Source organism: Limimaricola sp. G21655-S1 (assembly GCF_027213785.1).
Lineage (GTDB): Bacteria > Pseudomonadota > Alphaproteobacteria > Rhodobacterales > Rhodobacteraceae > Limimaricola.
This window is the reverse complement of record NZ_JAPWGO010000001.1, coordinates 102714-126226: the sequence shown is the minus strand read 5'-3', so window position 1 is coordinate 126226 and position 23513 is coordinate 102714. Positions and strand designations below refer to the sequence as shown.

The 23513-nt window shown below is 71.0% G+C and carries 24 protein-coding genes; 5 read left to right on the top strand and 19 right to left on the bottom strand.

The genetic code is table 11. The features are described 5' to 3' along the window. Positions 1–40 precede the first annotated feature (40 nt). Positions 41–1234 (top strand): MalY/PatB family protein, encoded by a 1194-nt coding sequence (locus O4G76_RS00665; RefSeq protein ID WP_269395533.1) that lies wholly within the window; start codon positions 41–43, stop codon positions 1232–1234. Positions 1235–1237: 3 nt separating this feature from the next. Here the strand turns inward: O4G76_RS00665 and O4G76_RS00660 are convergent, their stop codons facing one another. The 17 genes from O4G76_RS00660 to O4G76_RS00580 all read right to left on the bottom strand — a co-directional run bounded on the left by O4G76_RS00660 (position 1238) and on the right by O4G76_RS00580 (position 19342). Beyond that, entirely contained in the window at positions 1238–1588 is a 351-nt protein-coding gene (locus O4G76_RS00660) for a hypothetical protein (RefSeq protein ID WP_269395532.1), read from the bottom strand. A 73-nt stretch (positions 1589–1661) separates the two neighbouring features. Continuing rightward, positions 1662–2429 (bottom strand): precorrin-4 C(11)-methyltransferase, encoded by a 768-nt coding sequence (gene cobM / locus O4G76_RS00655; protein WP_269395531.1) that lies wholly within the window; start codon positions 2427–2429, stop codon positions 1662–1664. A gap of 72 nt (positions 2430–2501) precedes the next feature. Then, on the bottom strand, positions 2502–4301 hold the full coding sequence (gene cobJ / locus O4G76_RS00650) for a precorrin-3B C(17)-methyltransferase (protein WP_269395530.1): 1800 nt from the start codon (positions 4299–4301) through the stop codon (positions 2502–2504). Further along, a complete protein-coding gene (gene cobI / locus O4G76_RS00645; protein WP_269395529.1) occupies positions 4292–4993 on the bottom strand; it encodes a precorrin-2 C(20)-methyltransferase in 702 nt (233 codons plus the stop codon). The genes cobJ and cobI overlap by 10 nt, the downstream gene beginning before the upstream one ends. Beyond that, positions 4990–6207: a precorrin-6y C5,15-methyltransferase (decarboxylating) subunit CbiE gene (cbiE, locus tag O4G76_RS00640; RefSeq protein WP_269395528.1), complete on the bottom strand. Its 1218-nt coding sequence runs from the start codon at positions 6205–6207 to the stop codon at positions 4990–4992. Before cbiE ends, cobI begins: the two co-directional genes overlap by 4 nt. Beyond that, positions 6204–6839, bottom strand: a complete 636-nt coding sequence (locus tag O4G76_RS00635; RefSeq protein WP_269395527.1) for a precorrin-8X methylmutase — start codon at positions 6837–6839, stop codon at positions 6204–6206. The genes cbiE and O4G76_RS00635 overlap by 4 nt, the downstream gene beginning before the upstream one ends. A gap of 61 nt (positions 6840–6900) precedes the next feature. After that, a complete protein-coding gene (locus O4G76_RS00630; RefSeq protein ID WP_269395526.1) occupies positions 6901–8061 on the bottom strand; it encodes a sirohydrochlorin chelatase in 1161 nt (386 codons plus the stop codon). Continuing rightward, positions 8058–8282, bottom strand: a complete 225-nt coding sequence (locus tag O4G76_RS00625) for a DUF6732 family protein (RefSeq protein WP_269395525.1) — start codon at positions 8280–8282, stop codon at positions 8058–8060. Before O4G76_RS00625 ends, O4G76_RS00630 begins: the two co-directional genes overlap by 4 nt. A 181-nt stretch (positions 8283–8463) precedes the next feature. Next, the gene (locus O4G76_RS00620) at positions 8464–8952 is read right to left on the bottom strand and encodes a hypothetical protein (RefSeq protein ID WP_085895045.1); all 489 of its coding nucleotides are present in this window, start codon (positions 8950–8952) and stop codon (positions 8464–8466) included. A 63-nt stretch (positions 8953–9015) separates the two neighbouring features. Beyond that, positions 9016–10968 (bottom strand): DNA mismatch repair endonuclease MutL, encoded by a 1953-nt coding sequence (gene mutL, locus O4G76_RS00615; RefSeq protein WP_269395524.1) that lies wholly within the window; start codon positions 10966–10968, stop codon positions 9016–9018. 42 nt (positions 10969–11010) lie between these two features. Further along, on the bottom strand, positions 11011–12390 hold the full coding sequence (locus O4G76_RS00610) for a pitrilysin family protein (RefSeq protein WP_269395523.1): 1380 nt from the start codon (positions 12388–12390) through the stop codon (positions 11011–11013). After that, positions 12387–13751 (bottom strand): pitrilysin family protein, encoded by a 1365-nt coding sequence (locus tag O4G76_RS00605; protein ID WP_269395522.1) that lies wholly within the window; start codon positions 13749–13751, stop codon positions 12387–12389. Before O4G76_RS00605 ends, O4G76_RS00610 begins: the two co-directional genes overlap by 4 nt. A gap of 85 nt (positions 13752–13836) precedes the next feature. Next, positions 13837–14073, bottom strand: a complete 237-nt coding sequence (locus O4G76_RS00600; RefSeq protein ID WP_085895048.1) for a DUF3035 domain-containing protein — start codon at positions 14071–14073, stop codon at positions 13837–13839. Between the two features lie 55 nt (positions 14074–14128). After that, positions 14129–14638, bottom strand: a complete 510-nt coding sequence (lspA, locus tag O4G76_RS00595; RefSeq protein ID WP_085895049.1) for a signal peptidase II — start codon at positions 14636–14638, stop codon at positions 14129–14131. A gap of 10 nt (positions 14639–14648) precedes the next feature. Beyond that, positions 14649–16235 (bottom strand): bifunctional phosphoribosylaminoimidazolecarboxamide formyltransferase/IMP cyclohydrolase, encoded by a 1587-nt coding sequence (gene purH, locus O4G76_RS00590; protein WP_269395521.1) that lies wholly within the window; start codon positions 16233–16235, stop codon positions 14649–14651. A 32-nt stretch (positions 16236–16267) separates the two neighbouring features. Continuing rightward, positions 16268–17974 carry a heparinase II/III family protein gene (locus O4G76_RS00585; protein WP_269395817.1) on the bottom strand — a complete coding sequence of 569 codons (1707 nt, stop codon included), beginning with the start codon at positions 17972–17974 and terminating at the stop codon, positions 16268–16270. A gap of 66 nt (positions 17975–18040) precedes the next feature. After that, complete coding sequence (locus O4G76_RS00580; RefSeq protein WP_269395520.1) at positions 18041–19342, bottom strand: RsmB/NOP family class I SAM-dependent RNA methyltransferase; 1302 nt, start codon at positions 19340–19342, stop codon at positions 18041–18043. An 85-nt stretch (positions 19343–19427) separates the two neighbouring features. Here O4G76_RS00580 and O4G76_RS00575 point away from each other — a divergent pair, with 85 nt between their 5' ends. After that, positions 19428–19625 carry a DUF1674 domain-containing protein gene (locus tag O4G76_RS00575; RefSeq protein ID WP_269395519.1) on the top strand — a complete coding sequence of 66 codons (198 nt, stop codon included), beginning with the start codon at positions 19428–19430 and terminating at the stop codon, positions 19623–19625. 19 nt (positions 19626–19644) lie between these two features. On the opposite strand, the gene dapB is transcribed toward O4G76_RS00575, so the two are convergent. Beyond that, positions 19645–20463 carry a 4-hydroxy-tetrahydrodipicolinate reductase gene (gene dapB, locus O4G76_RS00570; protein WP_269395518.1) on the bottom strand — a complete coding sequence of 273 codons (819 nt, stop codon included), beginning with the start codon at positions 20461–20463 and terminating at the stop codon, positions 19645–19647. A gap of 86 nt (positions 20464–20549) precedes the next feature. Here dapB and rbfA point away from each other — a divergent pair, with 86 nt between their 5' ends. From rbfA to truB, 3 genes are read left to right on the top strand one after another with little or no spacing between them, the layout of a single operon-like run. Then, positions 20550–20975 (top strand): 30S ribosome-binding factor RbfA, encoded by a 426-nt coding sequence (gene rbfA / locus O4G76_RS00565; RefSeq protein WP_085895054.1) that lies wholly within the window; start codon positions 20550–20552, stop codon positions 20973–20975. Then, the gene (locus O4G76_RS00560) at positions 20972–21736 is read left to right on the top strand and encodes a phosphodiester glycosidase family protein (RefSeq protein WP_085895055.1); all 765 of its coding nucleotides are present in this window, start codon (positions 20972–20974) and stop codon (positions 21734–21736) included. Before rbfA ends, O4G76_RS00560 begins: the two co-directional genes overlap by 4 nt. 36 nt (positions 21737–21772) lie before the next feature. Further along, positions 21773–22678 (top strand): tRNA pseudouridine(55) synthase TruB, encoded by a 906-nt coding sequence (gene truB / locus O4G76_RS00555; protein ID WP_269395517.1) that lies wholly within the window; start codon positions 21773–21775, stop codon positions 22676–22678. Between the two features lie 41 nt (positions 22679–22719). Here the strand turns inward: truB and O4G76_RS00550 are convergent, their stop codons facing one another. After that, a complete protein-coding gene (locus tag O4G76_RS00550; protein WP_269395516.1) occupies positions 22720–23484 on the bottom strand; it encodes a sulfite exporter TauE/SafE family protein in 765 nt (254 codons plus the stop codon). Between the last annotated feature and the right edge of the window lie 29 nt (positions 23485–23513).

Below are 23513 nucleotides of genomic sequence, written 5' to 3'. Positions count from 1 at the left end.
GGCCTGTGCAGCCTCTCGGCTCGAGACGCAGGAGACCGCCATGAGCCCCGACCACCAGACCGCCCCCGATTTCGACGAGATCATCGACCGTCGCGGCACCAATTGCTCCAAGTGGGACATGATGGAGCCGGTCTATGGCGTCAGCCCCGACGAGGGTCTGGCGATGTGGGTGGCGGACATGGATTTCCGTCCTCCCGCCTGCGTGCAGCGCGCGGTCGAGGAAATGGCGGCGCATGGCGTCTACGGCTACGCCGCCTCGGACGCGGCGCAGCGCGAGGCGATCGGCTGGTGGATGGACCGCCGCCACGGCTGGCGCCCCGATCCGGGCGACATCTTCACCACCCATGGCCTCGTCAACGCCACCGGCCTTTGCGTCGACGCCTTCACCGAACCGGGCGAGGGGGTGGTGCTGTTCACCCCGGTCTACCACGCCTTCGCACGGGTGATCCGTGCGGCCGGGCGGCAGGTGGTCGAATGCCCCTTGGCGCTGGACGAGGGGCGCTACGTCCCCGATTTCGAAGCCTGGGACGCGATGATGACCGGGCGCGAGAGGATGATGATCCTCTGCTCGCCGCAAAATCCCGGCGGCCGGGTCTGGAACCGGGCCGAGCTGGAGGGCTGGGCCGAGTTCGCGCGGCGCCATGACCTGATCCTCGTCTCGGACGAGATCCATTGCGACCTGACCATGCCGGGCGTGACCCATACCGCGATGACCCGGATCGACGGCGTGGCCGACCGGCTGCTGATGCTGACCGCGACGACCAAGACCTTCAACATCGCCGGCGCGCATATCGGCAACGTCGTCGTCTCCGACCCGAAGCTGAAGGCCCGCTTCGCGGCCCGGATGGGCGCGCTGGGGCTGTCGCCCAACAGCTTCGGCCTCGCCATGGCGACGGCGGCGATGTCGCCCGACGGGGTCGAGTGGCTGGAGGCGCTGCGGCGCTATCTCGATGGCAACCGGCGGCTGTTCGAGGAGGGAGTCGCGGCGATTCCGGGCCTCAGGCCGATGCCGCTCGAATCCACCTATCTGGAATGGGTGGATTTCTCGGGCACCGGCATGACGCGCGAGGAGGTGCTGGCGCGGATCGAGGGCGAGGCGAAGATCGCGGTGAACCACGGCACCAGCTTCGGCCTCGGCGGCGAGAGCTTCCAGCGGTTCAACATCGCGACCCCGCGCGCCCGGGTCGCCGAGGCGGTGGCGCGGCTGAAATCGGCCTTTGCCGACCTGCAGTGAGGCTCAGGACGGGGGCAGCCGCAGCGGCGGCTCGTCCTCGGTCCGCTCGAAATCGACGGGTGCGGTGTCGGCGACGCGGCTGTGGCGCTTGAACTCGTAGATCCGCTCGCCCTCCTCGACGCGGCTGGTCATGACGAGGCATTGGTAGAGATGGCGCGGCCCGTCATAGAGATCGACGAAGCCATGCAGGATCGGCGCGTCCTTGGCCGCGAGAGCGAAGCCGTCCTCCCACATGCGCAGCACCTGATGCACCTCGCCCGCGTCGTGGATGCACAGCCGCCCCGAGCGGCGTTGCGCGGCGCGACGCGCGGCTTCCATGGCGTCCTGCAGATCCTTCGTCAGATATTCGGTCATCTCGCGTTCTCCCCTGACTCCATCCTGCGCAGAAGAGTGTGAAATTCAAGCGACGTTCCCGGAAAATTCCCGGTCAGGCGCGTGCTTTCGGACGCAGCACATGCGGCTGCGCCGGATCGTAGAGCGCGCTGTCGGGAAAGCCCTGCCCGGCCCCCAGCGCCGGTCCCACCAGGATCAGCGCGGTACGGGTCAGCTTGGCCGCGCGCACCTTCGCATGGATGTCCGAGAGCGTGCCGCGGATCACCAACTGATCGGGCCAGCTGGCACGATAGACCACGGCGACCGGGCAATCCGCGCCATAGAACGGCGTCAGCCGCCGCTCGATATCCCTGAGCGCCCGGATGCCGAGATGGATCGCCAGCGTGGTGCCGGTGGCGGCGAAGTTCTCGAGCGTCTCTCCCGCGGGCATGGAGGTCGATTTCATCGACATGCGGGTCAGGACGATGGACTGCGCCAGTTCGGGAATGGTCAGCTCCTGCCCCAGCGCAGCGGCGGCGGCGGTGTAGGCGGGCACGCCCGGCACGATCTCGTAGGCGATACCGTCCGCCTTCAGCCGGCGGATCTGCTCGGCGATGGCGCCATAGAGCGAGGGGTCGCCCGAATGCACCCGCGCCACGTCCTCGCCCCGCGCATGGGCCGCCTTGATCTCGGCATGGGTCTCGTCCAGCGTCATCGGCGCCGTGTCCATGACCCGCGCGCCGGCGGGCGCGCCCGCCACCACCTCTTCGGGCACCAGCGAGCCCGCGTAGAGACAGACCGGGCAGGCCGCGATCAGCCGCGCCGCCTTGAGGGTCAGAAGCTCCGGATCGCCCGGCCCGGCCCCGATGAAATAGACAGTCATGGCGCGTGCCCTTCGTGACTTTGTTCTTCAAATACGCAAGACGACCGGGCTCGGCCGCCGCGCCGCCATGCCCTAGCGCGCATCGATCTTTTTGGCGTAGCCGCGCGGCGTGACCATGCGCGGCCCCTCCCCCAGCGCGACCAGCTTCGACTGCGACGAGCCGACCAGAACCACCGTGAGCATGTCGACCTCGTCCACCTCCAGCTCGTCGAGCCGGCGATAGCGGACCTCTTCCTCGGGCCGGCCAAGCGAGGAGGCCAACAGCACCGGCGTGTCGGCGGGACGGCGTGCGAGCAGGATGTCCCGCGCCTCGGCCAGCAGCGTGCGCCGCCGCTTCGACACCGGGTTGTAGAAGGCGATGACGAAATCGCCTTGGGCTGCGGCGTGCAGCCGCTTCACGATATCCTCGCGCGGGGTGAGCAGGTCCGACAGCGAGATGGCGCAGAAGTCGTGACCGAGCGGCGCACCGGCGCGGGCGGCGGCGGCCTGCAGCGCCGAGACGCCGGGCGTGCAGGTGACCTCGACGCGGCGCGCGGCCTCCGAGACGCCGCCATTGTCGCGATCGCGCCCCAGCAATTCGAAGACCAGCGCCCCCATGGCGTAGATGCCCGCGTCGCCCGAGCAGATCAGCGCCACGTCACGCCCCTCGGCCGCGCGTTCCAGCGCGTAGCGGCAGCGATCCTCCTCGCCGCCCAGCGGGAAGTCGGCGCGCGGCTTGCCGGCGGCGAGCGGTCCCAGCAGGTCGATGTAGAGCCCGTAGCCCACCAGTTCCTCGGCCTGCGCAATGAGCCGCGAGGCTTCGGGCGTGCGCCAGCCGGACTGGCCCGGCCCGATGCCCACGACCGAGAGGCGGCCCCGACGACGACCGCGCACCTCGAGGATCGGCGCAGGCGCCATGGCCAGTGCGCAGGTGGCGTTGGCGGTCTTGCGCTTGGTGACGGCCAGCGTCGCGTCCTTCCCGGCCTGCGCCAGCGCCGCACCCTCGGAAACGCCATGGCAGCCGACCTCGGCGAAGACGACCTCGGATGGGGTGGCGAGGCGCGATGCCTCGGCCTCCAGCTCGGCGGCGGTGAAGAGGCGCAGCGGCACGCCGAGATCGCGGGCGGCGGCGAGGATCGCGGGCTCGTCCGCCTTGAGGTCGATCGAGGCCACGGCCTGCACCGCCTCGGGCGCGATCCCCGCCTCGGCCAGCACATCGCGCAGCAGCGCGGCCAGTTCCTCGGGCGGGCAGTCGCGGGCGCAGCCGAGGCCGAGCACGGCGCGCTGCGGCGCGAAGTGAAGATGTTCCGGACCAAGCCCGCGCTGCGGAGCGTCCGAGACGGTGATCTTCAGCGCATCGCCCCGGGGCAGGTCGGCCAGCCACGGCGCCTCGCCGATCACCGTGGCACCACCGCCCGACAGCAGCGCCGCCATCGCGCCCTTGGCGTCCCCCGGGTTCACCAGCCGGTAGCCCAGAGGCGGCTCGTCGAGCGCCACGCCGAGCGCCACGTCGCCCGCGGTGGTGACGGCGGCGGTGCCGCCCAGCGCCTCGGCGATGCGTTTTGCCAAGCGGTTGGCGCCGCGATGCCCGCCGAGCAGCGGCACCACCACGCGGCCGTCATCGGAGACCGAGATCACCGGCGGCTCGGCGCGCTTGTCAGATAGAAGCGGCGCCACCGCCCGGATCAGGATGCCGCTCGCGCAGACGCCGACGACCGGCGTTCCCGCGGCGAAGAGGTCGCGCGCATGTTCGAGCGCATCGGCGAAGGAGGCGTCGGCCCGCTCCACCCGCCCCTCGCGGCCGTGCAAGGGCGCACCGAGCGCCTCGGCGATGCTACGGGCCACGGGTTCGCCCGAGCGGGAGAGCGCCAGTACAACGGGGGTCACAGCCAAGGATCGGCTCCCTTCGTGAGGATGATCATCGAGAAATAGGGCGCGGTATCGGGCGCCTCGGACAGCGGGCGGACGATCTCCGTCTCCAACGTGGCGCGTTCGACATAGGTGGCGTGCGATGTCAGGCCGAGGCTATCGATCACCGCGCGCACCTTCGGGAAATGCCGGCCGAGCTTCATGATCGCGACGCTTTCGGCGCCCTCGATCCGGGCGCGCAGCTCGGCCTCCGGCAGCGGGCCAGGCAACACGGTCAGCCGCTCGTTGCGCGCGGCCAGCGGCCTGCGGGCGGCGGCGGCGGCGGCCGTGAGCGATGTGACACCGGGCACGATCTCGACCCGGTGGCGGTCCGCCAGCCGCGCGAAGAGATACATGAACGAGCCGTAGAAGAACGGGTCGCCCTCGCACAGGCAGACCACGTCCTCGCCCGCCTCCAGCGCCTCGGCGATCTGTGCGGCACCTGCGTCATAGGCCGCCTGCGCCGGAGCACGCTCGACCGTCATCGGCACGTCCATGGCGATCTCGCGCGCCTCGGGCGCGATCAGCTCGGCGGCGATGGAGCGCGCGAAGCTCGCGCCGCCCGCCAGCGTCGGATAGGCGACGACGCGCGCCGTCTCGATCAACCGCGCCGCGCGCAACGTGATCAGGTCGGGCGCGCCGGGGCCGAGGCCCACGCCGTAGAGCGTGCCGGTCATCGCTTGATCAGGCTCCACTGCATCACCGGCATCGCCGGACGCCAGCCGGTGAGCCGGCCAACAGGTGCCGCGCGCGCGACCGAGATCCGCACCAGCTCGCCGCCATGCTCGGCATGCAGCGCGATCAGCGCCGCCTCGCTCTCGAGCGTCACCGCGTTGGCCACGAGCCGCCCCAGCGGCCGCAGCGCCGACCAGGCGGCCTCGAACACCTCTGCCGACAGCCCGCCGCCGATGAAGATCGCGTCGGGCGCGGGCAGCCCGTCGAACGCGCCGGGCGCATCGCCCTCGACGAGACGCAGCCGCGGCGTGCCCAGCGCCAGCGCGTTCTGCGCCGCCATGGCACGGCGATCGGCGCGCGGCTCGATGCCGATCGCATTGGCATAGCGCGCGGCGCGCATCCACTCGATCGCCACCGAGCCCGAGCCGGTGCCGATGTCCCACAAGAGTGCCCCGCGCATCGGCATCAGCTTGGCCAGGGTGGCGGCGCGCAGCTCGCGCTTGGTCATCGTGCCGTCGGAAACGAAGAGCGCGTCGTCGAGCCCCGGCACGCGCGGCAGCAGCGCCGCGTCGGGGGCGGCGACGCAGTCCACGGCCAGCGTGTTGAAGGCGGGCACCTCGTGATCCCAGCTTTCGGCGATGCCGTCGAAACGCGCCTCGGCCTCGCCGCCCATATTGGCCAGCACGGTCATCGGGCTCTTGCCGAAGCCGCGCTCGGTCAGGAACCGCGCGATCTGGCCCGGCGTCTCGGAGCCGGTGGTCAGGATCAGCAGCCGCGCCTGCGGCTGGATGAAGGCGATCATCTGCTCCACGGGGCGGCCATGCACCGTCAGCGTCTCGACATCGGCAAGGCTCCAGCCCATGCGGGCCGAGGCCAGTTGGAACGCCGAAAGCTGCGGGTGATAGACGATCTCCGAGGCCGGGATCGCCCGCCCGATGCGCGCGCCGACCGAGAACCACAGCGGATCGCCGGTGGCCAGAACCACGACGCGGCGGCCCTTGAAGGATTTCAATCGGTCGATCAGCGCGTCGAACGGGCTGGGCCAGGCGACGCGCTCGGCGCCCACCGCGCCTGCCAGTTCGTGATGCCGGTCGCCGCCGACGATGACCTCGGCCGCCTCGACCACGGCACGGGTAGCGGGCAGGAGACCGTCCATGCCGTCCTCGCCGATGCCGACGACGTGGAGCCAGGGCTCCTGCGCTGCGACCGCGTTCATGCGCGCCCCTCCGAAATGCCGTTGGCCAGCGCGTTCACCGCCGCCGAGGCCATGGCCGAGCCGCCCTTGCGGCCCCTGAGCGCCACGAAATCGCAGCCGCGCGGATCGCTCGCGAGCTCGGCCTTGGATTCCGCCGCGCCGACAAAGCCCACCGGAAAGCCGAGGATCAGCGCCGGCTTCGGCCAGCCCGCATCGATCCGCTCCAGAAGGTGGAACAGCGCGGTAGGCGCATTGCCAATGGCGATCACGGCGCCCTCGATCCGGTCGCGCCACAGATCGACGGCGGCGGCCGAGCGCGTGGTGTCCAGCTGCTTCGCCATTTCCGGCACGCGCGGGTCATTCAGCGTCACTACGACCTCGGTGTCCGGCAGGTGCCGCCGGATGATCCCCGCCGCCACCATCTCGCAGTCGCACAGCACCGGGGCGCCAGCGGCCAGAGCCGCCCTCCCCGCCGCCATGGCACCGGGCGAAAAGGCCAGCCTGTCGGCGATCTCGACCATGCCGCAGGCATGGATCAACCGGATCACCATGGGCTGGAGATCCTCGGGAAAGCGGTCGAGCCGCGCCTCGGCGCGCACCGTGGCGAAGCTCTGGGCATAGATCTTCGCGGGATCCGTCTCGTAGGGGCGCATCAGGCCCTCCCTTCCGCGCGGGGCGGGTCGGCCGCTATGCGTATTTGGAGAATGGTGAAGATCACTTGCACGACTTCAGCACGCTGAGCGGTCCCAGCGGGTGATCCGCCTGCGGATAGGGCGCATGGTGATGGTCGTGATCATGGTCATGACCATGATGGTGATGATGGTGGCCTTGCGCGTGCGCATGATCGTGCTCGTGCTCGTGCTCGTGCTCGTGATGATGCGGCAGCCCATGCGCATGGGCGTGTGCATGGCGCGCCTCGGCATCAAGGCGGCACATTCCCGTGCAGAAATCGGCGCAGAGTTCGCAATCCGCCACGTTGGAGCCCGGCGCATTCGCCCCCTGCCCCTCGACGTGGTGGTGATGGCTTTCCTGCACCGCGCCGACCTCCGCCTCGAAGCCCAGCACCTGCGTGCGGTACTTGCACATGCCGCAGGTGGGCGGGACCACCTCGCCGACCAGTTCGGTGACACGCTCGGAGAAGGTGCCCAGCACCTCGGGGTGGTCGCCCAGATAGCCCGCTTTGACGAATTCCAGCTCGGGATGCGCCTCGGCCACCTGATCGGTGAAGCCGTAGATGCGGTCGATCAGGATGCCGGAGAACAGGAAATAGGGGAACACCACGACCCGGCGATAGCCAAGCCGCGCCACGTGTTCGAGGCAGGGCTCGACCAGCGGGAAGGTGACGCCGGAATAGCCGGTCTCGCACCAGCCGAAGCCCATCCCCTCCCACAGGAGCCGCGCGATCTTGGCGACGTTGCCGTTGGCGTCGGGGTCGGAGGCGCCGCGGCCGATCACCACGAGGCAGGTCTCGTGCATCGGCACGTCGGAAGGGTTGGAATCGAGCGCGGCCTGGATGCGGTCGGCGGCGGCGGCGACCATGCGCGGATCGACCCCGAGTTCGCGGCCATAGATGATCTCGATGCCGTGCTTGGCGGCATAGGTGTTGAGCACGGTCGGGATGTCGTTCTTGGCATGCATCGCCGCGAACAGCATGCCCGGCACCGCGAGGATGCGGGTGCAGCCCTGCTCGCGCAGCCGGTCGAGCCCGTCGCGGATCACGGGGTTGGCGAATTCGAGATAGCCGTATTCTACCGGCCAGTCGGGCGGCAGCAGCGCCGGCAGCTTTTCGGCCAGCACCGCGAATTCATCCACCGCCGACTGGCTGCGCGAGCCGTGGCCGCAGATCATCACGCCGGTCTTGGGCGCGGCGCTCATGCCTCGGCCTCGTCGCCCTGCGGCTCCGCGTCATGCGCCTCGTCCGTTTCCTTGCGCCCGCCCTTGAGCGCGCCCCACAGCCCCAGCGCGATCGCGAGGCCGATCGCCGCGCCAGCGACCCAGTGATCGTGTCCGGCGAGGCCGGCCATGTGTCCGGGATGGGCGAACGCCATACCGGGCGCGGCCATGAGGGCGGTGGTCGGCAGGAGGATGTGGCGCATCGCGGACCTCTCGATCTGGCAATGGCCGGCGCCCGCCGCATCATGCGGCGGATCTAGGACGACGTGGCGCTCCGGTCCCCTGTCTGGGTCGACCCCCGCACCACCGACCGTTCCGGCCACTTCGGGCTTCGTCGGTCCCCTCCATAGCCGGGCGGCGGCGCGGGCGAAACCCCCGGATGCGTCACTTCAGGGGAATGTCCCGACGCTGGGCGACGTAACCGATGGCGGGAAAGTGCTCCCAGGCCAGCGGCGCCTGCAGCGCGGCCATCTTGCCGCCGCCATGGGTGACGAAGCCGTCGCCGCCGGTCATCAGGTGAAAGCTCACCCCATGCGTGCCGCTCACCACGTAGGTGTCGCCCGCCTTGGACAGCTGCGCCGGCCGACCGTTGACGCAGATCGCCCGGCCCTGCTGGCACGGGATCAGCCGCCATGTCGCCATGTCGCCCCGCGCATCGGCGCTGATCACCGAGACCGGGCCCTTCTGGAAGGGAGATTCCGTGTATTCGGGCTCGAACGGGTCGGGCTCGGGCAGCACCCGGACCGGTGCCGTGGGCGGCGAGATCGGCAGAGGTTCGACCGAAGCCAGAAGCGGCATCACCACCGGCTCCACCTCGGCGCAGCCCGCCAGCAGGGCCGCCGCCAAGGCCGCCCCCGTCATCGAAAATCGCATCGCACCACTCCTCTTGCCGCCTTACCGATCACGTAGCCGTGAGACAGCGCAAGACAAGCGCCTTCACCGTCGCCCGAACAGCTTCTCTATATCCGACAGACGCAGTTCCACATAGGTCGGACGCCCGTGGTTGCATTGGCCGGACCCGGGTGTGGCCTCCATCTCACGCAGGAGCGCGTTCATTTCCTCGGCCCGCATCCGGCGGCCCGAGCGGACCGAGCCGTGGCAGGCGACCCGGCTCAGGATCGCGTCGAGCCGCGCCGGCAGCGCGGTGGAGGCGTCGAGATCCTCCAGCTCGTCGAGGATGTCGCGCAGCAGCGCCGCGGCGTCGATCCGGCCGAGGATCGCCGGGGTTTCGCGCACCGCCACCGTGCCCGGACCAAAGGCCTCGATGGTCAGGCCGAGCTTCGACAACTCGTCGGAAGCCTCGAGCAGCCGCGCCGCGCCGGCGCCGAGATCGACGATCTCGGGCACCAGCAGCGCCTGGGCCGCGACGCCGGTCTCGGCCATCTGCCGCTTCAGCCGCTCATAGACCAGACGCTCGTGCGCGGCGTGCTGATCGACCAGCACCATGCCGGTCTCGGTCTGCGCGACGATCCAGTTGCCGTGCAGCTGCGCGCGAGCGGCGCCGAGCGGCAGCGTCTCCGCCTCCGCCCCCTCATCGGGTTCGACCCGCGCCGACGGCGCCTCGGTGCCGGGCAGCCGTGCGGGCGACGCGGGCGGCGCCGTCTCGAAGCCGAAGCTCGACTCGGCCATGCCCGGGGCCTGCCCCTGCCGCGCCACCTGCATCGCCCGCATCGAGGGGCGGTCCATCTGGTAGATCCGGGCCGGGCTGGCGGCATCGCGCCCGGGCCGGTCCTCCTCATCGATCAGGCCGCCGGCATCGCCGGCCTCCCCCCGCTGCGCCGCCGGGCCAGGGCGCATCAGCCCCAGCGTTTCGGTAGCGACGGTGGTCGAGGCGCGGTGCCCCGCGCCCGACAGCGCCGCGCGCAGGGTCGAGACGATCAGCCCGCGCACTGCCTGCGGGTCACGGAACCGCACCTCGGACTTGGCGGGGTGCACGTTGACGTCGACGAGGTGCGGCTCGCATTCGACGAAGAGCGCGGCGGCGGGAAAGCGGTCGCGCGACAGGTAATCCATATAGGCCGCACGCAGCGCCCCGGTGAGCTGGCGGTCGGTGACCGGGCGGCCGTTGACGAAGACATGCTGGCTCACCCCGGCGCCACGCGAATAGGTCGGCAGCGCCGCGAAACCGGTCAGGTGCAACCCCTCGCGGCTGCCATCCACGGGGAGCGCGTTGTCGTGGAATTCACGCCCCAGAATGGCGGCAAGGCGATTGCCCAGAGCCTCGACCGGATCGCCGGTCTCGGCATCGACGCGAAATATCTCGCGGTCGCGCCCCTCGGTGGCGTCGCGCAAGCTGAAGGCGACATGCGGCTCGGCCATGGCCAATCGGCGCAGCGCCTCGGCCAGCGCCTGCCCCTCGGCCCGGTCCGAGCGCATGAATTTGAGCCGGGCCGGCGTCGCATGGAACAGGTCGCGCAGCTCGACCACGGTGCCGCGATCGAGCGCGGCGGGCGTCACCGGTCCCAGCCGCCCGCCCTCGACCCGGATCGCCGCCGCCTCGAAACCGGCGGCGCGCGAGGTCAGGGTGAGCCGCCCCACCGCACCGAGCGATGCCAGTGCCTCGCCGCGAAAGCCGAAGGAGTGGATCGCCAGAAGGTCGGAGCCGTCGATCTTCGACGTGGCGTGGCGCGCCAGTGCCAGCGGCAGCTCTTCGGGGGTCATGCCGCAGCCGTCATCCTTGACGCGGATCAGACGCTTGCCGCCCGCGGCGATGGTGACCTCGATACGTCGCGCCCCGGCGTCGAGCGCGTTCTCGACCAGTTCCTTGACCGCCGAGGCCGGGCGTTCGACCACCTCGCCCGCGGCGATGCGGTTGATCGCCGCCTCGTCGAGCTGGCGGATCACCGGGCGCGCGGGCGGAGTCGGGCTGGAAGCGTCGTTCAGGGTCATGGAGCCAAGCCTAGCACGCGCGCGCCAGGCTCCGCGAGGGGCTCACTCGGCCGGCAGCGCGACCTCGGGCAGCGTCACCCGCGGCCGGGCAGCGGCCTCGGCTTCGCCCAGCCCCTCGGGGCGGCCCACCACCACGAAATGCAGCGCTTCGGGATCGACCAGCTCGCGCGCCACGCGGTTCACCTCCTCCAGCGTCACCGCCTCGATGAAGGCGTTGCGCTCGGTGACGTAGCTCTGCGGCAACCCGGTGACCTGCATGCCGACGAGGATCTCGGCGATCGGGCCGTTGCCGTCGAAGCGCAGCGGGTACTCGCCGGTGAGATAGGTCTTGGCGTCGTCGAGTTCGGTCTGCGTGACGCCCTCCGCCGCGATCCGGGCCCATTCCTCGCGGATCACCTCGATCGCCCGCGCCATCCGGTCGTTGGCCGAGGCCACCGAACCGATCCAGAACTCGGCATTCTCCAGTGGCACCAGATCGGTGCTGACGCCGTAGGTAAGGCCGCGCTTCTCGCGCAGCTCGGTCATCAGCCGGCTTTCGAAGCCGCCGCCGCCGAGGATGTGATTGAGCACGTAGGCCGCGAAGAAATCCTCGTCCTCGCGCTTGAGCCCCCTTTGGCCGAACAGCGCCACCGATTGCGGCGAGGGGTAGTCGATCACGTCGATTCCGCCCGAGAGCCCGAAATCGACATGGCCGGGCAGCTCCGGACCGCTGGCGGGCAGATCGCCCAGCAGCTCGTCGAGGAGCGCGCCGAGTTCATCGGGGGTGATGTCGCCCACCGCGCCGACATGCACGCCCTCGCGGGTCAGGGCCGCCTCGTGTGCCGCCACGAGATCCTCGCGGGTCAGCGCCGCGACGCTCTCGGCCGTGCCGTTGTCGGGCCGGCCATAGGGGTGATCGCCGAAGGCCGCCTCGTAGAAGGCGCGCCCGGCGATGCGGTTGGGGTTCTGCGCATCCTGTCGCAGGATCGACTGCACCTGCCCGCGCACCCGCTCGATGGCCTCGGGATCGAACCGCGGCTCCACCAGCGCGGCGCGCAGCAGATCGACCGCCGCGTCGCGGTTCTCGCTGAGCATCTTGGCCGAGACCGAAAGCGTGTCGGCGCCGACATCGAAGCCGAACTTCGCCGCGAGATCCTCGCGTGCGGCCTGAAAGGCGCGGGCATCCATCCCGGCCGCGCCTTCCTCGAGAAGCCCGGTCATCAGGTTCACCGCGCCGAGGCTGTCGGGATCATCGAGACCGGTGCCGCCTTCGAAGCGGATTTCTAGGGCGGTGAAGGGGATCGAGTGATCCTCCACCAGCCATGCCTCGATCCCGCTCGGCGAGGTCACCTCCTGGATCTCGATCTCGGCCCGGGCCAGCCCGGCGAGCCCCATGAGCAGCGCCGCGCCCAGGCCCATCTTCGTGCAGATGTTGCGGATCATTGGTCTGTCTCCTCGCGGCTCGGAACCACGGTCATGGTGACGCTGCGATCAGGGTCGAACAGCTCGCGCCCGGCCGCGACGACATCCTCGGCCTCGACCGATTGCAGTATCTCGGGCCAGGCCTGCACGTCTTCGACGGTGAGGCCCTGGCTCAGCGCCGCGCCGTAGCGCCGCGCCAGCCCTTCGACCGAATCGCGGGCATAGATTTCGGAGGCACCGATCTGGGTGCGGATGCGCTGCATCTGCGCCGGTGTCGGGCCGGTCTCCAGAAACGCCTCCACCGCCGCGTCGAGCGCCGCCTCGGCCTCCTCGAGCGATACGCCGGGCTTGGGCACCACCGACAGCGAGAAGGTGGTGTCGTCGAGCGACATGCCGTCATAGCCGGCCCCGGCATGCAGCGCGATGTCCTGCTCGAACACCAGTTCCTCGCCCAGCACCGAAGTGAAGGAAGAGCCGCCGAGGATCTCGGCCAGGAAAGTCAGCGCCGCCGCCTTCTCCTGCGCGCCCGAATCGCGCTCGGGCGCGAGATAGCTGCGCACGAGATAGGGTTGCGACACCCGCTCGTCGGCATAGCTGAGGCGCCGCGCGGCGCGCTGCGGCGGCTCCTGCGGGCGCGCCCGCTCGGGCAGGTCGGGCTCGGCCGGGATAGGGCCGTAATGCTCCTCGGCCAGCGCCAGCACGTCCTCGGGCTCGACATCCCCCGCCACCACGAGGATCGCGGCGTTGGGCGAGTAATAGGTCTCGTAGAAGTCGCGCACCTCTTCGCGGCCCAGCCCCTCGATCTCGTGCATCCAGCCGATCACCGGGGCGCCATAAGGGTGGTTGAGATACTGCGCCGCGGTCATCTGCTCGCGCGCCAGCGCGCCGGGGCTGCTCTCGGTGCGCTGGTTGCGCTCCTCGATGATCACCTGCCGCTCGGTCTCGATATCCTCGTCGGTCAGCCGCAGATCGTTCATCCGCTCGGCTTCCATCTCCATCATCAGCGGCAGCCGGTCGGCCGCGACGCGCTGGAAATAGGCGGTGTAGTCGGTCGAGGTGAAGGCGTTGTCGGAGCCGCCATTGGCGGCGACCGTGGCCGAGAACTCGCCCGCCTCGAGATCGTCGGTGGCCTTGAACAGCAGGTGTTCGAGGAAATGCGCGACGCCGGAGGCGCCCTGCGGCTCGTCGGCGGAACCGGTGCGGTACCACAGCATCTGGGTGACCACGGGGGCGCGGTGATCCTCGATCACCACCACCTCGAGGCCGTTGTCGAGAGTGTAGGTCGTCACCGCGTCATCCGGCGCCGCCACGGGGGCGGCTTCCTGCGCCGAAGCGGGCAGTGCCAGGATGAGAGGGGCGGCCAAAGCCAGTCTGCGCAGCATGAAGTGCCTCCTTCGCTGCGCTCAACCTACGATGCAGCGCCGCCACCGCAAGCGTTGCCACGGCTTCGTGAGCCGCCGCGAGCGCTCAGAAGGGCGGCTGCAGCGCCGTCTGGGCGGCGCGGGCGCGCAGCGCGATCTCGGCGGGGGCCGGATCGGCACGGTTCGGCGTGCCCGGCGCCGGTTCCGGCAGGTCGAGCCGCGCCGGGACCTCGAGCGGCTGCTGCGGGACCACGGTGGTGGGATCCGGCCCGGCCGGGCCGTCGCCACCGCCGCAGGCCGCGAGTGTCAGCGCGGCCAATCCCGCCGCCAGAGCCAGTCGCATCAGTCGTCCCCGTCTTCTTGTCCGATCAACTGCCTAGCGCATGACGCGATCCGGGTCACGGGCTCTTTGCCCCGCGCCGGCGCGTCGGGCCGGAACGTCGCTCCGGCCCCGCCTTGTCGCCGCCGAACAGCACCAGCCCCACGGCGCCCAGAAAGATCGCGATGTCGGCGATGTTGAAGGCATAGGGATTCTCGATGCCGCAGCAGCTCACATTCAGGAAATCCGCTACCGCGCCGTAGAGCACCCGGTCGATCACGTTGCCCAACGCGCCGCCCACCAGCAACCCGGCCGAGAACCGCGCCAGCCAGCTGCCGCCGTCGCGGGCGATCCAGGCCAGCACCGCCGCCGAGATGGCCAGCGCCAGCCCGACCAGCACCCAGCGCATGTCGAACCCGGCGAAGAGGCCGAAATTGACGCCCCGGTTCCAGGCCATGCGAAAGCTCAGAATGCCGGGGATCACCTCCATCTGGAGCCGTTCCATCAGCCCGAGCGCGTGTACCACCAGGTATTTCGTCGCCTGATCGGCGAGAAACACCCAGAAGCCGGTCCAGAGGGTCAGTCGCACCGCGCGCTCCTCAGTGCCGGAAGTGGCGCATGCCGGTCAGCACCATCGCCAGCCCCGCCGCGTCGGCCGCGGCGATCACCTCGTCGTCGCGCATCGAGCCGCCGGGCTGGATCACCGCCGTCACGCCCGCGCCCGCGGCCTCCATGAGACCGTCGGCGAATGGGAAGAAGGCGTCGGAGGCCACCACCGAGCCCTTGGCCGGGCTCTCGGAGAGGCCCAGCGCCTCGCCCATGCGCCCCGCTTTCGCCGCCGCGATCAGCGCCGAATCGAGCCGGCTCATCTGGCCCGCGCCGACGCCGACGGTCTGGCCGCCCTTGGCATAGACGATGGCGTTCGACTTCACGTGGCGCGCCACGGTCCAGGCGAACATCAGGTCGTCCAGTTCCTGCGCCGAAGGCGCGCGCTTGGTGACGACCTTGAGGTCGTCGCGCGACACGAAGCCCGAATCCTGGTCCTGCACCAGAAGACCGCCTGCCACCTGCCGGAAGGCGAGGCGGGGCGCGCGCGGATCGGGCAGCGCATCGGTCACCAGAAGCCGCAGGTTCTTCTTGGCGGCGAAGACGGCGCGGGCGTCCTCATCGGCACCCGGCGCGATCACCACCTCGGTGAAGATCTTGGCGATCTCCTCGGCGGTGGCGCCGTCGAGCGGGCGGTTCAGCGCGACGATGCCGCCGAAGGCCGAGGTGCGGTCGCAGTCGAAGGCCCGCGCATAGGCCTCCCTGAGCGAGCCGCCGGTGGCGACGCCGCAGGGGTTGGCGTGCTTGATGATCGCGCAGGCGGGCTGGTCGCCGCCGAATTCGGCCACCAGCTCGTAGGCCGCGTCGGTGTCGTTGATGTTGTTGTAGCTCAGCTCCTTGCCCTGGATCTGCCGCGCGGTGGCGACGCCGGGGCGGTTCGAGCCGTCGGTGTAGAAGGCCGCGTTCTGATGCGGGTTCTCGCCGTAGCGCAGCGTCTGGGCGAGCGTGCCGGCAAGGGCGCGGCGGCGCGGCGCGGCCTCGCCGATGGCCGAGGCCATCCAGGTCGAGACGGCGGCGTCATAGGCGGCGGTGCGGGCATAGGCGGTCTGAGCGAGCCGCTTGCGGAAGGCCAAGTCGGTCTGGCCGTCGCGGTTCTCGAGCTCGGACAGCAGCGCCTCGTAATCCTCGACATCCGTCACCACGCAGACATCGGCGTGGTTCTTGGCGGCGGCGCGGATCATCGCCGGTCCGCCGATGTCGATGTTCTCGATGCAGTCGTCGTAATCGCCGCCCTTCGCCACCGTCTCCTCGAACGGGTAGAGGTTGACCACCAGCAGGTCGATCGCCGGGATGCCATGCTCCTGCATCGCCGCGACATGACCCTCGTCCGAGCGCACCGCCAGCAGGCCGCCATGCACCTTGGGGTGCAGCGTCTTGACGCGGCCGTCCATCATCTCGGGAAAGCCGGTGATCTCGGCCACGTCCCGGACGGGCAGCCCCGCATCGCGCAGCGCCTTGGCGGAGCCGCCGGTCGAGAGCAACTCGACACCGCGCGCATCGAGCGCCCGGGCGAGGTCCACGAGGCCGGTCTTGTCGGAAACGGAGAGCAGCGCGCGGCGCAGCGGGGCAAGCGAGGTCATGGGTCGTCCTTCCTGGTCCTGGTCCGCGGGACTCATGCCGGATCGTCCTCCCCGCGCCACAGGTCGCGCGGGGCCGGCACGCCGTCGCCCATTCGGACGAGCGACCAGCGGACGAGCGTCGCATAGGCCATCGCGCGACCGGATAAAACCACCTGTTGCGTCGGCACGGGTCTGGGACGGCTCTTTTCGAGATAGACCGACGGCGCCAGCGCCAGCCGCGCGCCGCCGTCATGCGCCAGCCGCCAGACCTCGCCCGAGCGCAGCCGCAACAGCGCCGATGTCGCCTGCGCGTCAAGCTCGGGCGCCACGTCGGGATGCAGGTGGAACCGGATCACGAAGGAAACGCCCGGATCGCGCCCGGCATGGCTCGCGGCATCGAAGGCGCGCTCGTCGGCCGGGCCCAGCGTGGTCAGCAGGTCCTCGCCCACCAGCGCGCCGCCATCGCGATCGAGGCCGAGCCTGCGGTCATGGGTCAGCCCGAACCCCGCGCGCCAGGCGTCGTGGCTGGCTTCGATTCGCTGCAGCCCGTCGGCATCGGTCCGGTGCGACAGCACCTCTCGCGGCCCCTCGACCAGCGGCTCGGCGCCATCCGCGCCCCGGCCCAGCCGGGCCGACGAGAGCCCTTCGAGGCAGAGCGTCGAATGCGACAGCGTGGCCCGTCCCGCGCGGCGCCAGTCCGGCCCGTGATGCAGCCCCGAGCCGCAATTCACGATCAGAGGTCGACGGCCGCAGGTCATCTCGAAGGCCAAGGTCGAGGCATGCGCCCCCGTCGCGCGCGGGCCGCTGGGCGGCTTGGCCGCATCCAGCAGCACGGTGCTGCGGCCCACCGCGAGGCGCGCATAGCCCATGCAGGCCCCGCTGAGCGGCGGTACGCCGGGCCCGCCGGCCCGGGCCAGCGCCCGGTCGAGCCGCCCCGGCGCGCCGCGGCCGCCGCCATGAAACCGCGCCAGCCCGCCATCGGCATGGCGCAGCGCCCGCAACAGCGGCGCGATGCGGTTGATGGCGTCGCGATGCTCCGGCGTCGTGTCCGGGCCGAGGATCGCGGCCGCCTCGCCCAGCGCGCAGAACAGGTCAAGGAGCGCCTCGGGCGCCCGCGAGGCGATGCCGCCGTCGGGACCGACCGCCTCGGCGACCGCGCGCGCCAAGGCCGCGGCGCGCTGCGTCGGCTGGCGCGGCTCGCTATGCAATGCGGTCTCGGCCCAGAGCAGCGCCGTGAGCGCCGCGATCCGCTCCGGCGCGCCCGAGGCCCGGGGCCAGTGCCGCGCCAGCCAGCGCGACTGCAGCGACAGGCTGCGCAGGAAGCTCGGCATGTCGGCCCGGGGCGAGGCCGTTTCGCTCAACCAGCCGGCCTGCGCCACCCAGCGCGACAGCCGCGCCGCCGTGGCCTCGGGTGTCCATCCCGGGCCGCGCCCGTCCCCGTAGCGGGCGATCCAGTCGAGAAGCCAGGTCCAGGCAAGATCGCGCGCCACCGGGCCGCCAAGGCTGGACAGGTCGTCGATCCAGCCGAAGCGATGCAGCGCCGCGCCCTGCGGATCGGTATCGGGGCCCAGCATCCAGATCGAGCGGTCCCCGGCCTCGACCAGCTGCCCGGCGCGGTGGTGCCGTCCCGCCAAAAGGTCGCGGCCGCGCGCGGCATCGCCGAAGCCGTCCGGTTCGGCGAGGCGCGCCAAGACGTCCGGCACCGGGGCGCGCGCATCCGCGCGCCACCTCAAGCGCTCCAACCCCCAGATCCGCTGCATGAGCGCCACCGGCCGCCTCCCCCTGCCCCACATTCGGGCCATGCTAGGGCCGGGACCCCGCGCTTGTCACCCGTCGCGCGCGCCCGGTCGCAGGCAGGCGATGAAGAAGCCGTCCATGCCACCCCGCTCGGCCCAGAAATCCGGCCTGAGCCGCAGCCCCTCCGGCCCGATCCAGTCCGGCGCGATGCCGGGCCGTGCCAGCACCTCGCGGTCGTTGACCAGCCCCGGATGCCGCGCCAGTGCCTCCTCGACCTGCACCTCGCCCTCGTCGGGCAGCAGCGAGCAGGTGCAGAAGACCAGCCGCCCGCCGGGCTTCAAGAGCCCCAGCGCGTGATCGATCATCTCCGCCTGTAGCGCGATCAGCGCGCCGAACTCCGAGCCGTCCTTGGCGTGCGGCAGGTCCGGATGACGGCGGATCGTGCCCGTGGCCGAACAGGGTGCATCCAGAAGGATCGCATCGAAGCCGGTCTCGTCGAACTCCAGCGCGTCGGCCTGCACCACGCGCGCCGCAAGCCCGGTGCGGTCGAGATTCTCGCGCAGCCGCGCCAGCCGCGCCTCAGAGAGGTCGAGCGCCGTGACATCGGCGCCGGTCGCGGCGAGCTGCATCGTCTTGCCGCCCGGCGCGGCGCACAGGTCGAGAACCCGCTCGCCCGGCCGCGCATCGAGCACGCGCGCCGCCACCGCGGCGGCGGCGTCCTGCACCCACCAATCGCCCGCGGCGAAGCCCGGCAGCGCCGAGACCTGCCCTGCTTCGCGCAACCGGATCGAGCCGGTGGGCAGCAGTTCGCCACCCAGCGTCGCGGCCAGCGCCGCCGCGTCACCCTTCGCCGTCAGGTCGAGCGGCGGGACCTGCACCTGCACCGCCTCCATCGCCTCGACCGGCTTGCGGCCCCAGGCCTCGACTAGCGGTCCGCGCAGCCAGTTCGGCAGCTTTGGCGCCGGCAGCCTGGCCCATGCCTCGGCCGGCTGCTCGCCGATCTTGCGCAACACCGCGTTGACGAGGCCCTTGTAGCTCTGGGTGCGTTTGCCCTTGGACATGATCTGCACCATGGCGTTGACGACGCCATGCGCCGCGGCACCTTCCATGATCTCGACCGCGCCGAGGCGCAGCGCGTTGCGTACCGCGAGCGGCGGTTGTTTCACGAGAAACGGCTTGAGCGCCCGGTCGGCGCGCGGCAACTGCCGCAGCACCTGGGTGGCAAGACGCTGGGCACGGGCGCGATCGGGGGGCGACAGCCGCTCCAACGCCCCGGCAGCGATGCTTTCCGACAGCAGCCGCTGCGCGCCCGTCGCCTGCTCGATGAGATGCAGGGCCGCGCGGCGCGCGGCGATGCCGTCGTCTGGGGACGTGGCGCGGGCTTGGGTCATGGCGGGTCCGGGGCTTGTTGGAGACGCGTCAGCACGTATATCCCAAGCATCCGCCGCACAAGCGCCGCCCCCGAGGAGAGCCGCCATGGCCGACGACAGCCCGACCCCTGACATGCCCGCCGACCTGCCGCCCGCCGCGCAGCGGGCGCTGGAGGAAGCCCGCGCCCGGCGCGCGGCGCTCGACGACGCGGCGAAGCTGCCGACCGAGCTCGGCGGCCGCGACGGCCCCGAGCCGGTGCGCTATGGAGACTGGGAAAAGCAGGGCCTCGCCATCGACTTCTGACGGCGCGGCTCCTGAGGGCTCAGCGCTCGAGGCCCAGCACGTCGATCATGTCGTAATGGCCCGGCGAGCGCCCCTGCCCCCAGAGCGCGGCCCGCACCGCGCCGCGGGCGAAAATCATCCGGTCGGTCGCCATGTGCCGCAGCACGATGCGCTCGCCCTGACCGGCGAAGATCACGTCGTGCTCGCCGACGATGTCGCCGCCGCGAATCGCCGAAAAGCCGATACGCCCCTCGACCCGCGCGCCGGTGATGCCGTCGCGGCCCCGGTCGGCGACCTCGGACAGCTGTACGCCGCGCCCCTCGGCCGCCGCCTCGCCCAGCATCAGGGCGGTGCCGGAGGGGGCATCGGCCTTGCGGTTGTGATGCGCCTCGACCACCTCGATGTCCCAGCCCTCCTCTAGCGCCGCCGCGACCATCTTGGTCAGGCCGGTCAGGAGGTTCACCCCGAGGCTCATGTTACCGGCGCGCACCTGCACCGAATGCCGCGCCGCCGGGACCAGCCGCTCGATCTGGCCCGCGTCGAAGCCGGTGGTGCCGATCACGTGCACCGCGCGGGCCTGCGCCGCGAGATGCGCCACCTCCAGCGTGGTTTCGGGGGTGGTGAAGTCGATCACCGCCTGCGCGCGCGCCATCGCCTCGAGCGGATCGTCCGAGACGGTGACGCCCATGGCGGGCCCGCCCATGGCATGGCCGACATCCTGGCCCACCCAGTCATGGCCCGCGCGCACCACCGCGCCGGCGAGCCGCGCCCGGTCGCTGTCGCAGACGGCCTGCACGAGCATCCGGCCCATCCGGCCCGCCGCCCCCATGATCACGATTCCCGGTGCCGTCTCGGTCATGCGCCTGTCCCCTTGCTGTGCCGCTCCTTCCTCGCCCGCGCCGCGCCCGCTTGGCAAGCCCGGCCGCGGAGACTAGATGGTGCGGCATGAGCAAAACCCGCGCCTCCGAACCCCGTGGCCCGTCGCAGCGCCAGCTGCGCGTGGGCGAACTGATCCGCCGCAGCCTCTCCGAGCTGCTGAGCCGCGGCGACCTGCACGAACCCGAGCTGTCGGCAATGTCGATCACCGTGGGCGAGGTCCGGGCCACGCCCGACCTGAAGCGCGCCACCTGCTTCGTGCTGCCGCTGGGCGGCGGCGACGAGACGGTGATGCTGGACGCGCTGCGCCGCGCCAAGCCCGAGATCCGGCATCAGCTGGCCCGGACCATGAAGCTCAAGCACGCGCCGGACCTGAAATTCGAGATCGACCGCACCTTCGACCGGATGGACGAGACGCGCCGCCTGCTTTCGGACGAGAAGGTCCGCCGCGACGTCGAAGCCGCGCGCGACGCGACGGAGGGGGACGGGGAATGATCCCCCGTCTGGCGCTGGCCACCCTTGGTCTCGGCGCGGCCTGCGCCCTGCCGGTGCCGTCGCAGGCGGCGGCTTGCGAGGACGTCGATTACGAGGGGCTGTCATACACGATCTGCGAGGTCGATCCGGCGAGTGACGACCTGCGGCTGTTCCTCACCGACGGCAATGGCGGCCTCTATGGCAGCTTTCAGGCGATCGACCGCGAGATCGACGGCGAGGCGCTGGTCTTCGCGATGAACGCCGGCATGTATCACCCCGATCGCCGCCCGGTGGGCCAGTATCTCGAGAATGGCGAAGAGGTGATGCGCCTTGTCACCAATGCCGGGCCCGGCAATTTCGGCATGCTGCCCAACGGCGTGTTCTGCATCAACGACGACACGGCGCAGGCGATCGAAACCCTGCGCTACGAGCGCGAGGCGCCCGAATGCCGCTACGCCACGCAATCGGGGCCGATGCTGGTGATCGACGGCGAACTGCACCCGCGATTCCTGCCCGACAGCACCTCGCGCAACATCCGCAACGGCGTCGGCACCACCGATTCCGGTGATCGCGCCGTTTTCGCCATCGCCAACCAGCCGGTGACCTTCCACGAGTTCGGCTCGTTCTTCCGCGACCATCTGGAGCTGCCGCAGGCGCTCTATTTCGACGGCAATGTCAGCCGGCTGCACGCGCCGGGGCTGGGCCGCTCGGATTTCGGCTTCGCGATGGGGCCGATCGTCGGGGTGCTGGCCCCCGTTGACGAGGCACGTCCCGACGGCTAGGCCGCGCGCCTCGCACGCAGGCATCAGGAGGGCCGCATGGCACGCAAGCGCAAGGGCCGCGACATCTCGGGTTGGCTGGTGGTGGACAAGCCCGCGGGCATGACCTCCACGGCGGTCGTCAACAAGGTCAAATGGGCCTTCGACGCCAAGAAGGCGGGCCATGCCGGCACGCTCGACCCCGACGCCACCGGCGTGCTCGCCGTGGCGCTGGGCGAGGCGACCAAGACCGTGCCCTTCATCACCGATGCGCTCAAGGCCTACGAGTTCACCGTGACCTTTGGCGCCGCCACCAACACCGACGATGCCGAGGGCGAGGTGATTGCCCGCTCGGACGCGCGCCCAACGGACGTCGAGATCAAGGAGGCGCTGCACGGCTTCGTCGGCGACATCGAGCAGGTGCCGCCCGCCTTCTCGGCGGTGAAGATCGACGGCCAGCGCGCCTATGCCAAGGCCCGTGCAGGCGAAGAGGTCGAGCTTGCCGCCCGACCGCTCTGGGTCGAGAGCCTGATCCTGCTGGAGCGACCCGACAGCGATCACGCGAAGCTGGAGATGGTCTGCGGCAAGGGCGGCTATGTCCGCTCGATCGCCCGCGATCTGGGCGAGAAGCTCGGCTGCCTCGGCCATGTGCGCGAACTGCGCCGGGTCTGGTCGGGGCCGTTCTCGGCAGCCGAGGGCGTGACGCTCGAGCAGATCGAGGCCGAGGCGAAGTCCGAGGCGCTCGACCGTTTCCTGCGCCCGCTCGAGGACGGGCTGGCCGACCTGCCGCGCGTCACCTGCTCGGCCGAAGCGGCGGGGCGCCTCAGGAACGGCAACCCGGCCCCGGTGATCGCCTCAGGGCTCGACTACGGCGAAGAGGCCTGGGCTGCGCATGAGGGCCGGGCCGTGGCGGTGGGCCGGGTGATGGGGCCCGAGCTGCATCCGAACCGGGTCTTCGTGATCTGACATCGCTGCACCATGCTTCGAGGCTTGGCGCGGCGCACCCTTCAGAAGACCGCGCGCCGCACGAGATTCAGCCCGGCGATCAGCAGCACCGCCAGCGTCACCCGGCGGAACGCCTGCTGGTCGATCCGGTCATGCACCAGCCCGCCCAGCATCATTCCCGCCACGGCGGGGACGATCATGAACAGCGAGAACGGCAATGTCGCGCCGTTGAGCACCCCCGATTGCAGATGCGCGCCCGACAGCGCCAGCGCGCCGAGGCCGTAGATCACCCCCTGCACCCGGATCGAATCGCCCTTGGGCGTGTCGATCGCAGTAAGATAGGCCACCGTCGGCGGCCCCCAGACCCCCGACACCCCGCCCACGAAGCCCGAAAAGCCGCCGATCAGCGCCTCGATACCGTTGGTCTTCTCGGGAAGCTTCGGCTTCCATCCCGACAGCTGCAGCAGCGCGAAGGCCGAGACCGGCGCCCCGATCAGCAGGAACAGCGCCTCGGCCGACAGCACCCGCACCAGCTGCGCGCTGATCGCGAGCATCACGCCGCCCACGATCAGGTAGACCCGAAAGCGCTTTACCGTCGACGCCGCCGCGCGGCCGCCCTGCCGCAGCGCCTGCATGCCGTTTGTCACCAGCGTCGGTGCGATCAGCGCCGCGAGCGCCAGCTCGGGCGGCAGGAACAGCGACATGGCCGAGATCATGATCATCGGCATGGCGAATCCGACCATGCCCTTCACGATGCCCGCGCCGAAGCCCACGAGGACGGAAAGCAGCAGCAGCTGCGGCGGCATCAGCTCGGCGAAGGGAAGCATGCGGTCTCCGGGGGTTGCGTTGCCGCCCC

Excerpts from the sequence above, each read along its gene's own strand:
- O4G76_RS00550 (WP_269395516.1), bottom strand. The coding sequence starts at position 23,484 with ATGCTTCCCTTCGCCGAGCTGATGCCGCCGCAGCTGCTGCTGCTTTCC.
- O4G76_RS00605 (WP_269395522.1), bottom strand. The coding sequence starts at position 13,751 with ATGCTGCGCAGACTGGCTTTGGCCGCCCCTCTCATCCTGGCACTGCCC.
- cobI (WP_269395529.1), bottom strand. The coding sequence starts at position 4,993 with ATGACCGGCACGCTCTACGGCGTGGGCCTCGGCCCCGGCGCGCCCGAC.
- O4G76_RS00575 (WP_269395519.1), top strand. The coding sequence starts at position 19,428 with ATGGCCGACGACAGCCCGACCCCTGACATGCCCGCCGACCTGCCGCCC.
- O4G76_RS00580 (WP_269395520.1), bottom strand. The coding sequence starts at position 19,342 with ATGACCCAAGCCCGCGCCACGTCCCCAGACGACGGCATCGCCGCGCGC.
- cbiE (WP_269395528.1), bottom strand. The coding sequence starts at position 6,207 with ATGAACGCGGTCGCAGCGCAGGAGCCCTGGCTCCACGTCGTCGGCATC.
- O4G76_RS00625 (WP_269395525.1), bottom strand. The coding sequence starts at position 8,282 with ATGCGCCACATCCTCCTGCCGACCACCGCCCTCATGGCCGCGCCCGGT.
- truB (WP_269395517.1), top strand. The coding sequence starts at position 21,773 with ATGGCACGCAAGCGCAAGGGCCGCGACATCTCGGGTTGGCTGGTGGTG.
- O4G76_RS00630 (WP_269395526.1), bottom strand. The coding sequence starts at position 8,061 with ATGAGCGCCGCGCCCAAGACCGGCGTGATGATCTGCGGCCACGGCTCG.
- O4G76_RS00620 (WP_085895045.1), bottom strand. The coding sequence starts at position 8,952 with ATGCGATTTTCGATGACGGGGGCGGCCTTGGCGGCGGCCCTGCTGGCG.
- O4G76_RS00660 (WP_269395532.1), bottom strand. The coding sequence starts at position 1,588 with ATGACCGAATATCTGACGAAGGATCTGCAGGACGCCATGGAAGCCGCG.
- dapB (WP_269395518.1), bottom strand. The coding sequence starts at position 20,463 with ATGACCGAGACGGCACCGGGAATCGTGATCATGGGGGCGGCGGGCCGG.
- mutL (WP_269395524.1), bottom strand. The coding sequence starts at position 10,968 with ATGACCCTGAACGACGCTTCCAGCCCGACTCCGCCCGCGCGCCCGGTG.
- O4G76_RS00585 (WP_269395817.1), bottom strand. The coding sequence starts at position 17,974 with ATGCAGCGGATCTGGGGGTTGGAGCGCTTGAGGTGGCGCGCGGATGCG.
- rbfA (WP_085895054.1), top strand. The coding sequence starts at position 20,550 with ATGAGCAAAACCCGCGCCTCCGAACCCCGTGGCCCGTCGCAGCGCCAG.
- O4G76_RS00600 (WP_085895048.1), bottom strand. The coding sequence starts at position 14,073 with ATGCGACTGGCTCTGGCGGCGGGATTGGCCGCGCTGACACTCGCGGCC.
- O4G76_RS00560 (WP_085895055.1), top strand. The coding sequence starts at position 20,972 with ATGATCCCCCGTCTGGCGCTGGCCACCCTTGGTCTCGGCGCGGCCTGC.
- O4G76_RS00665 (WP_269395533.1), top strand. The coding sequence starts at position 41 with ATGAGCCCCGACCACCAGACCGCCCCCGATTTCGACGAGATCATCGAC.
- O4G76_RS00610 (WP_269395523.1), bottom strand. The coding sequence starts at position 12,390 with ATGATCCGCAACATCTGCACGAAGATGGGCCTGGGCGCGGCGCTGCTC.
- purH (WP_269395521.1), bottom strand. The coding sequence starts at position 16,235 with ATGACCTCGCTTGCCCCGCTGCGCCGCGCGCTGCTCTCCGTTTCCGAC.
- O4G76_RS00635 (WP_269395527.1), bottom strand. The coding sequence starts at position 6,839 with ATGCGCCCCTACGAGACGGATCCCGCGAAGATCTATGCCCAGAGCTTC.
- cobM (WP_269395531.1), bottom strand. The coding sequence starts at position 2,429 with ATGACTGTCTATTTCATCGGGGCCGGGCCGGGCGATCCGGAGCTTCTG.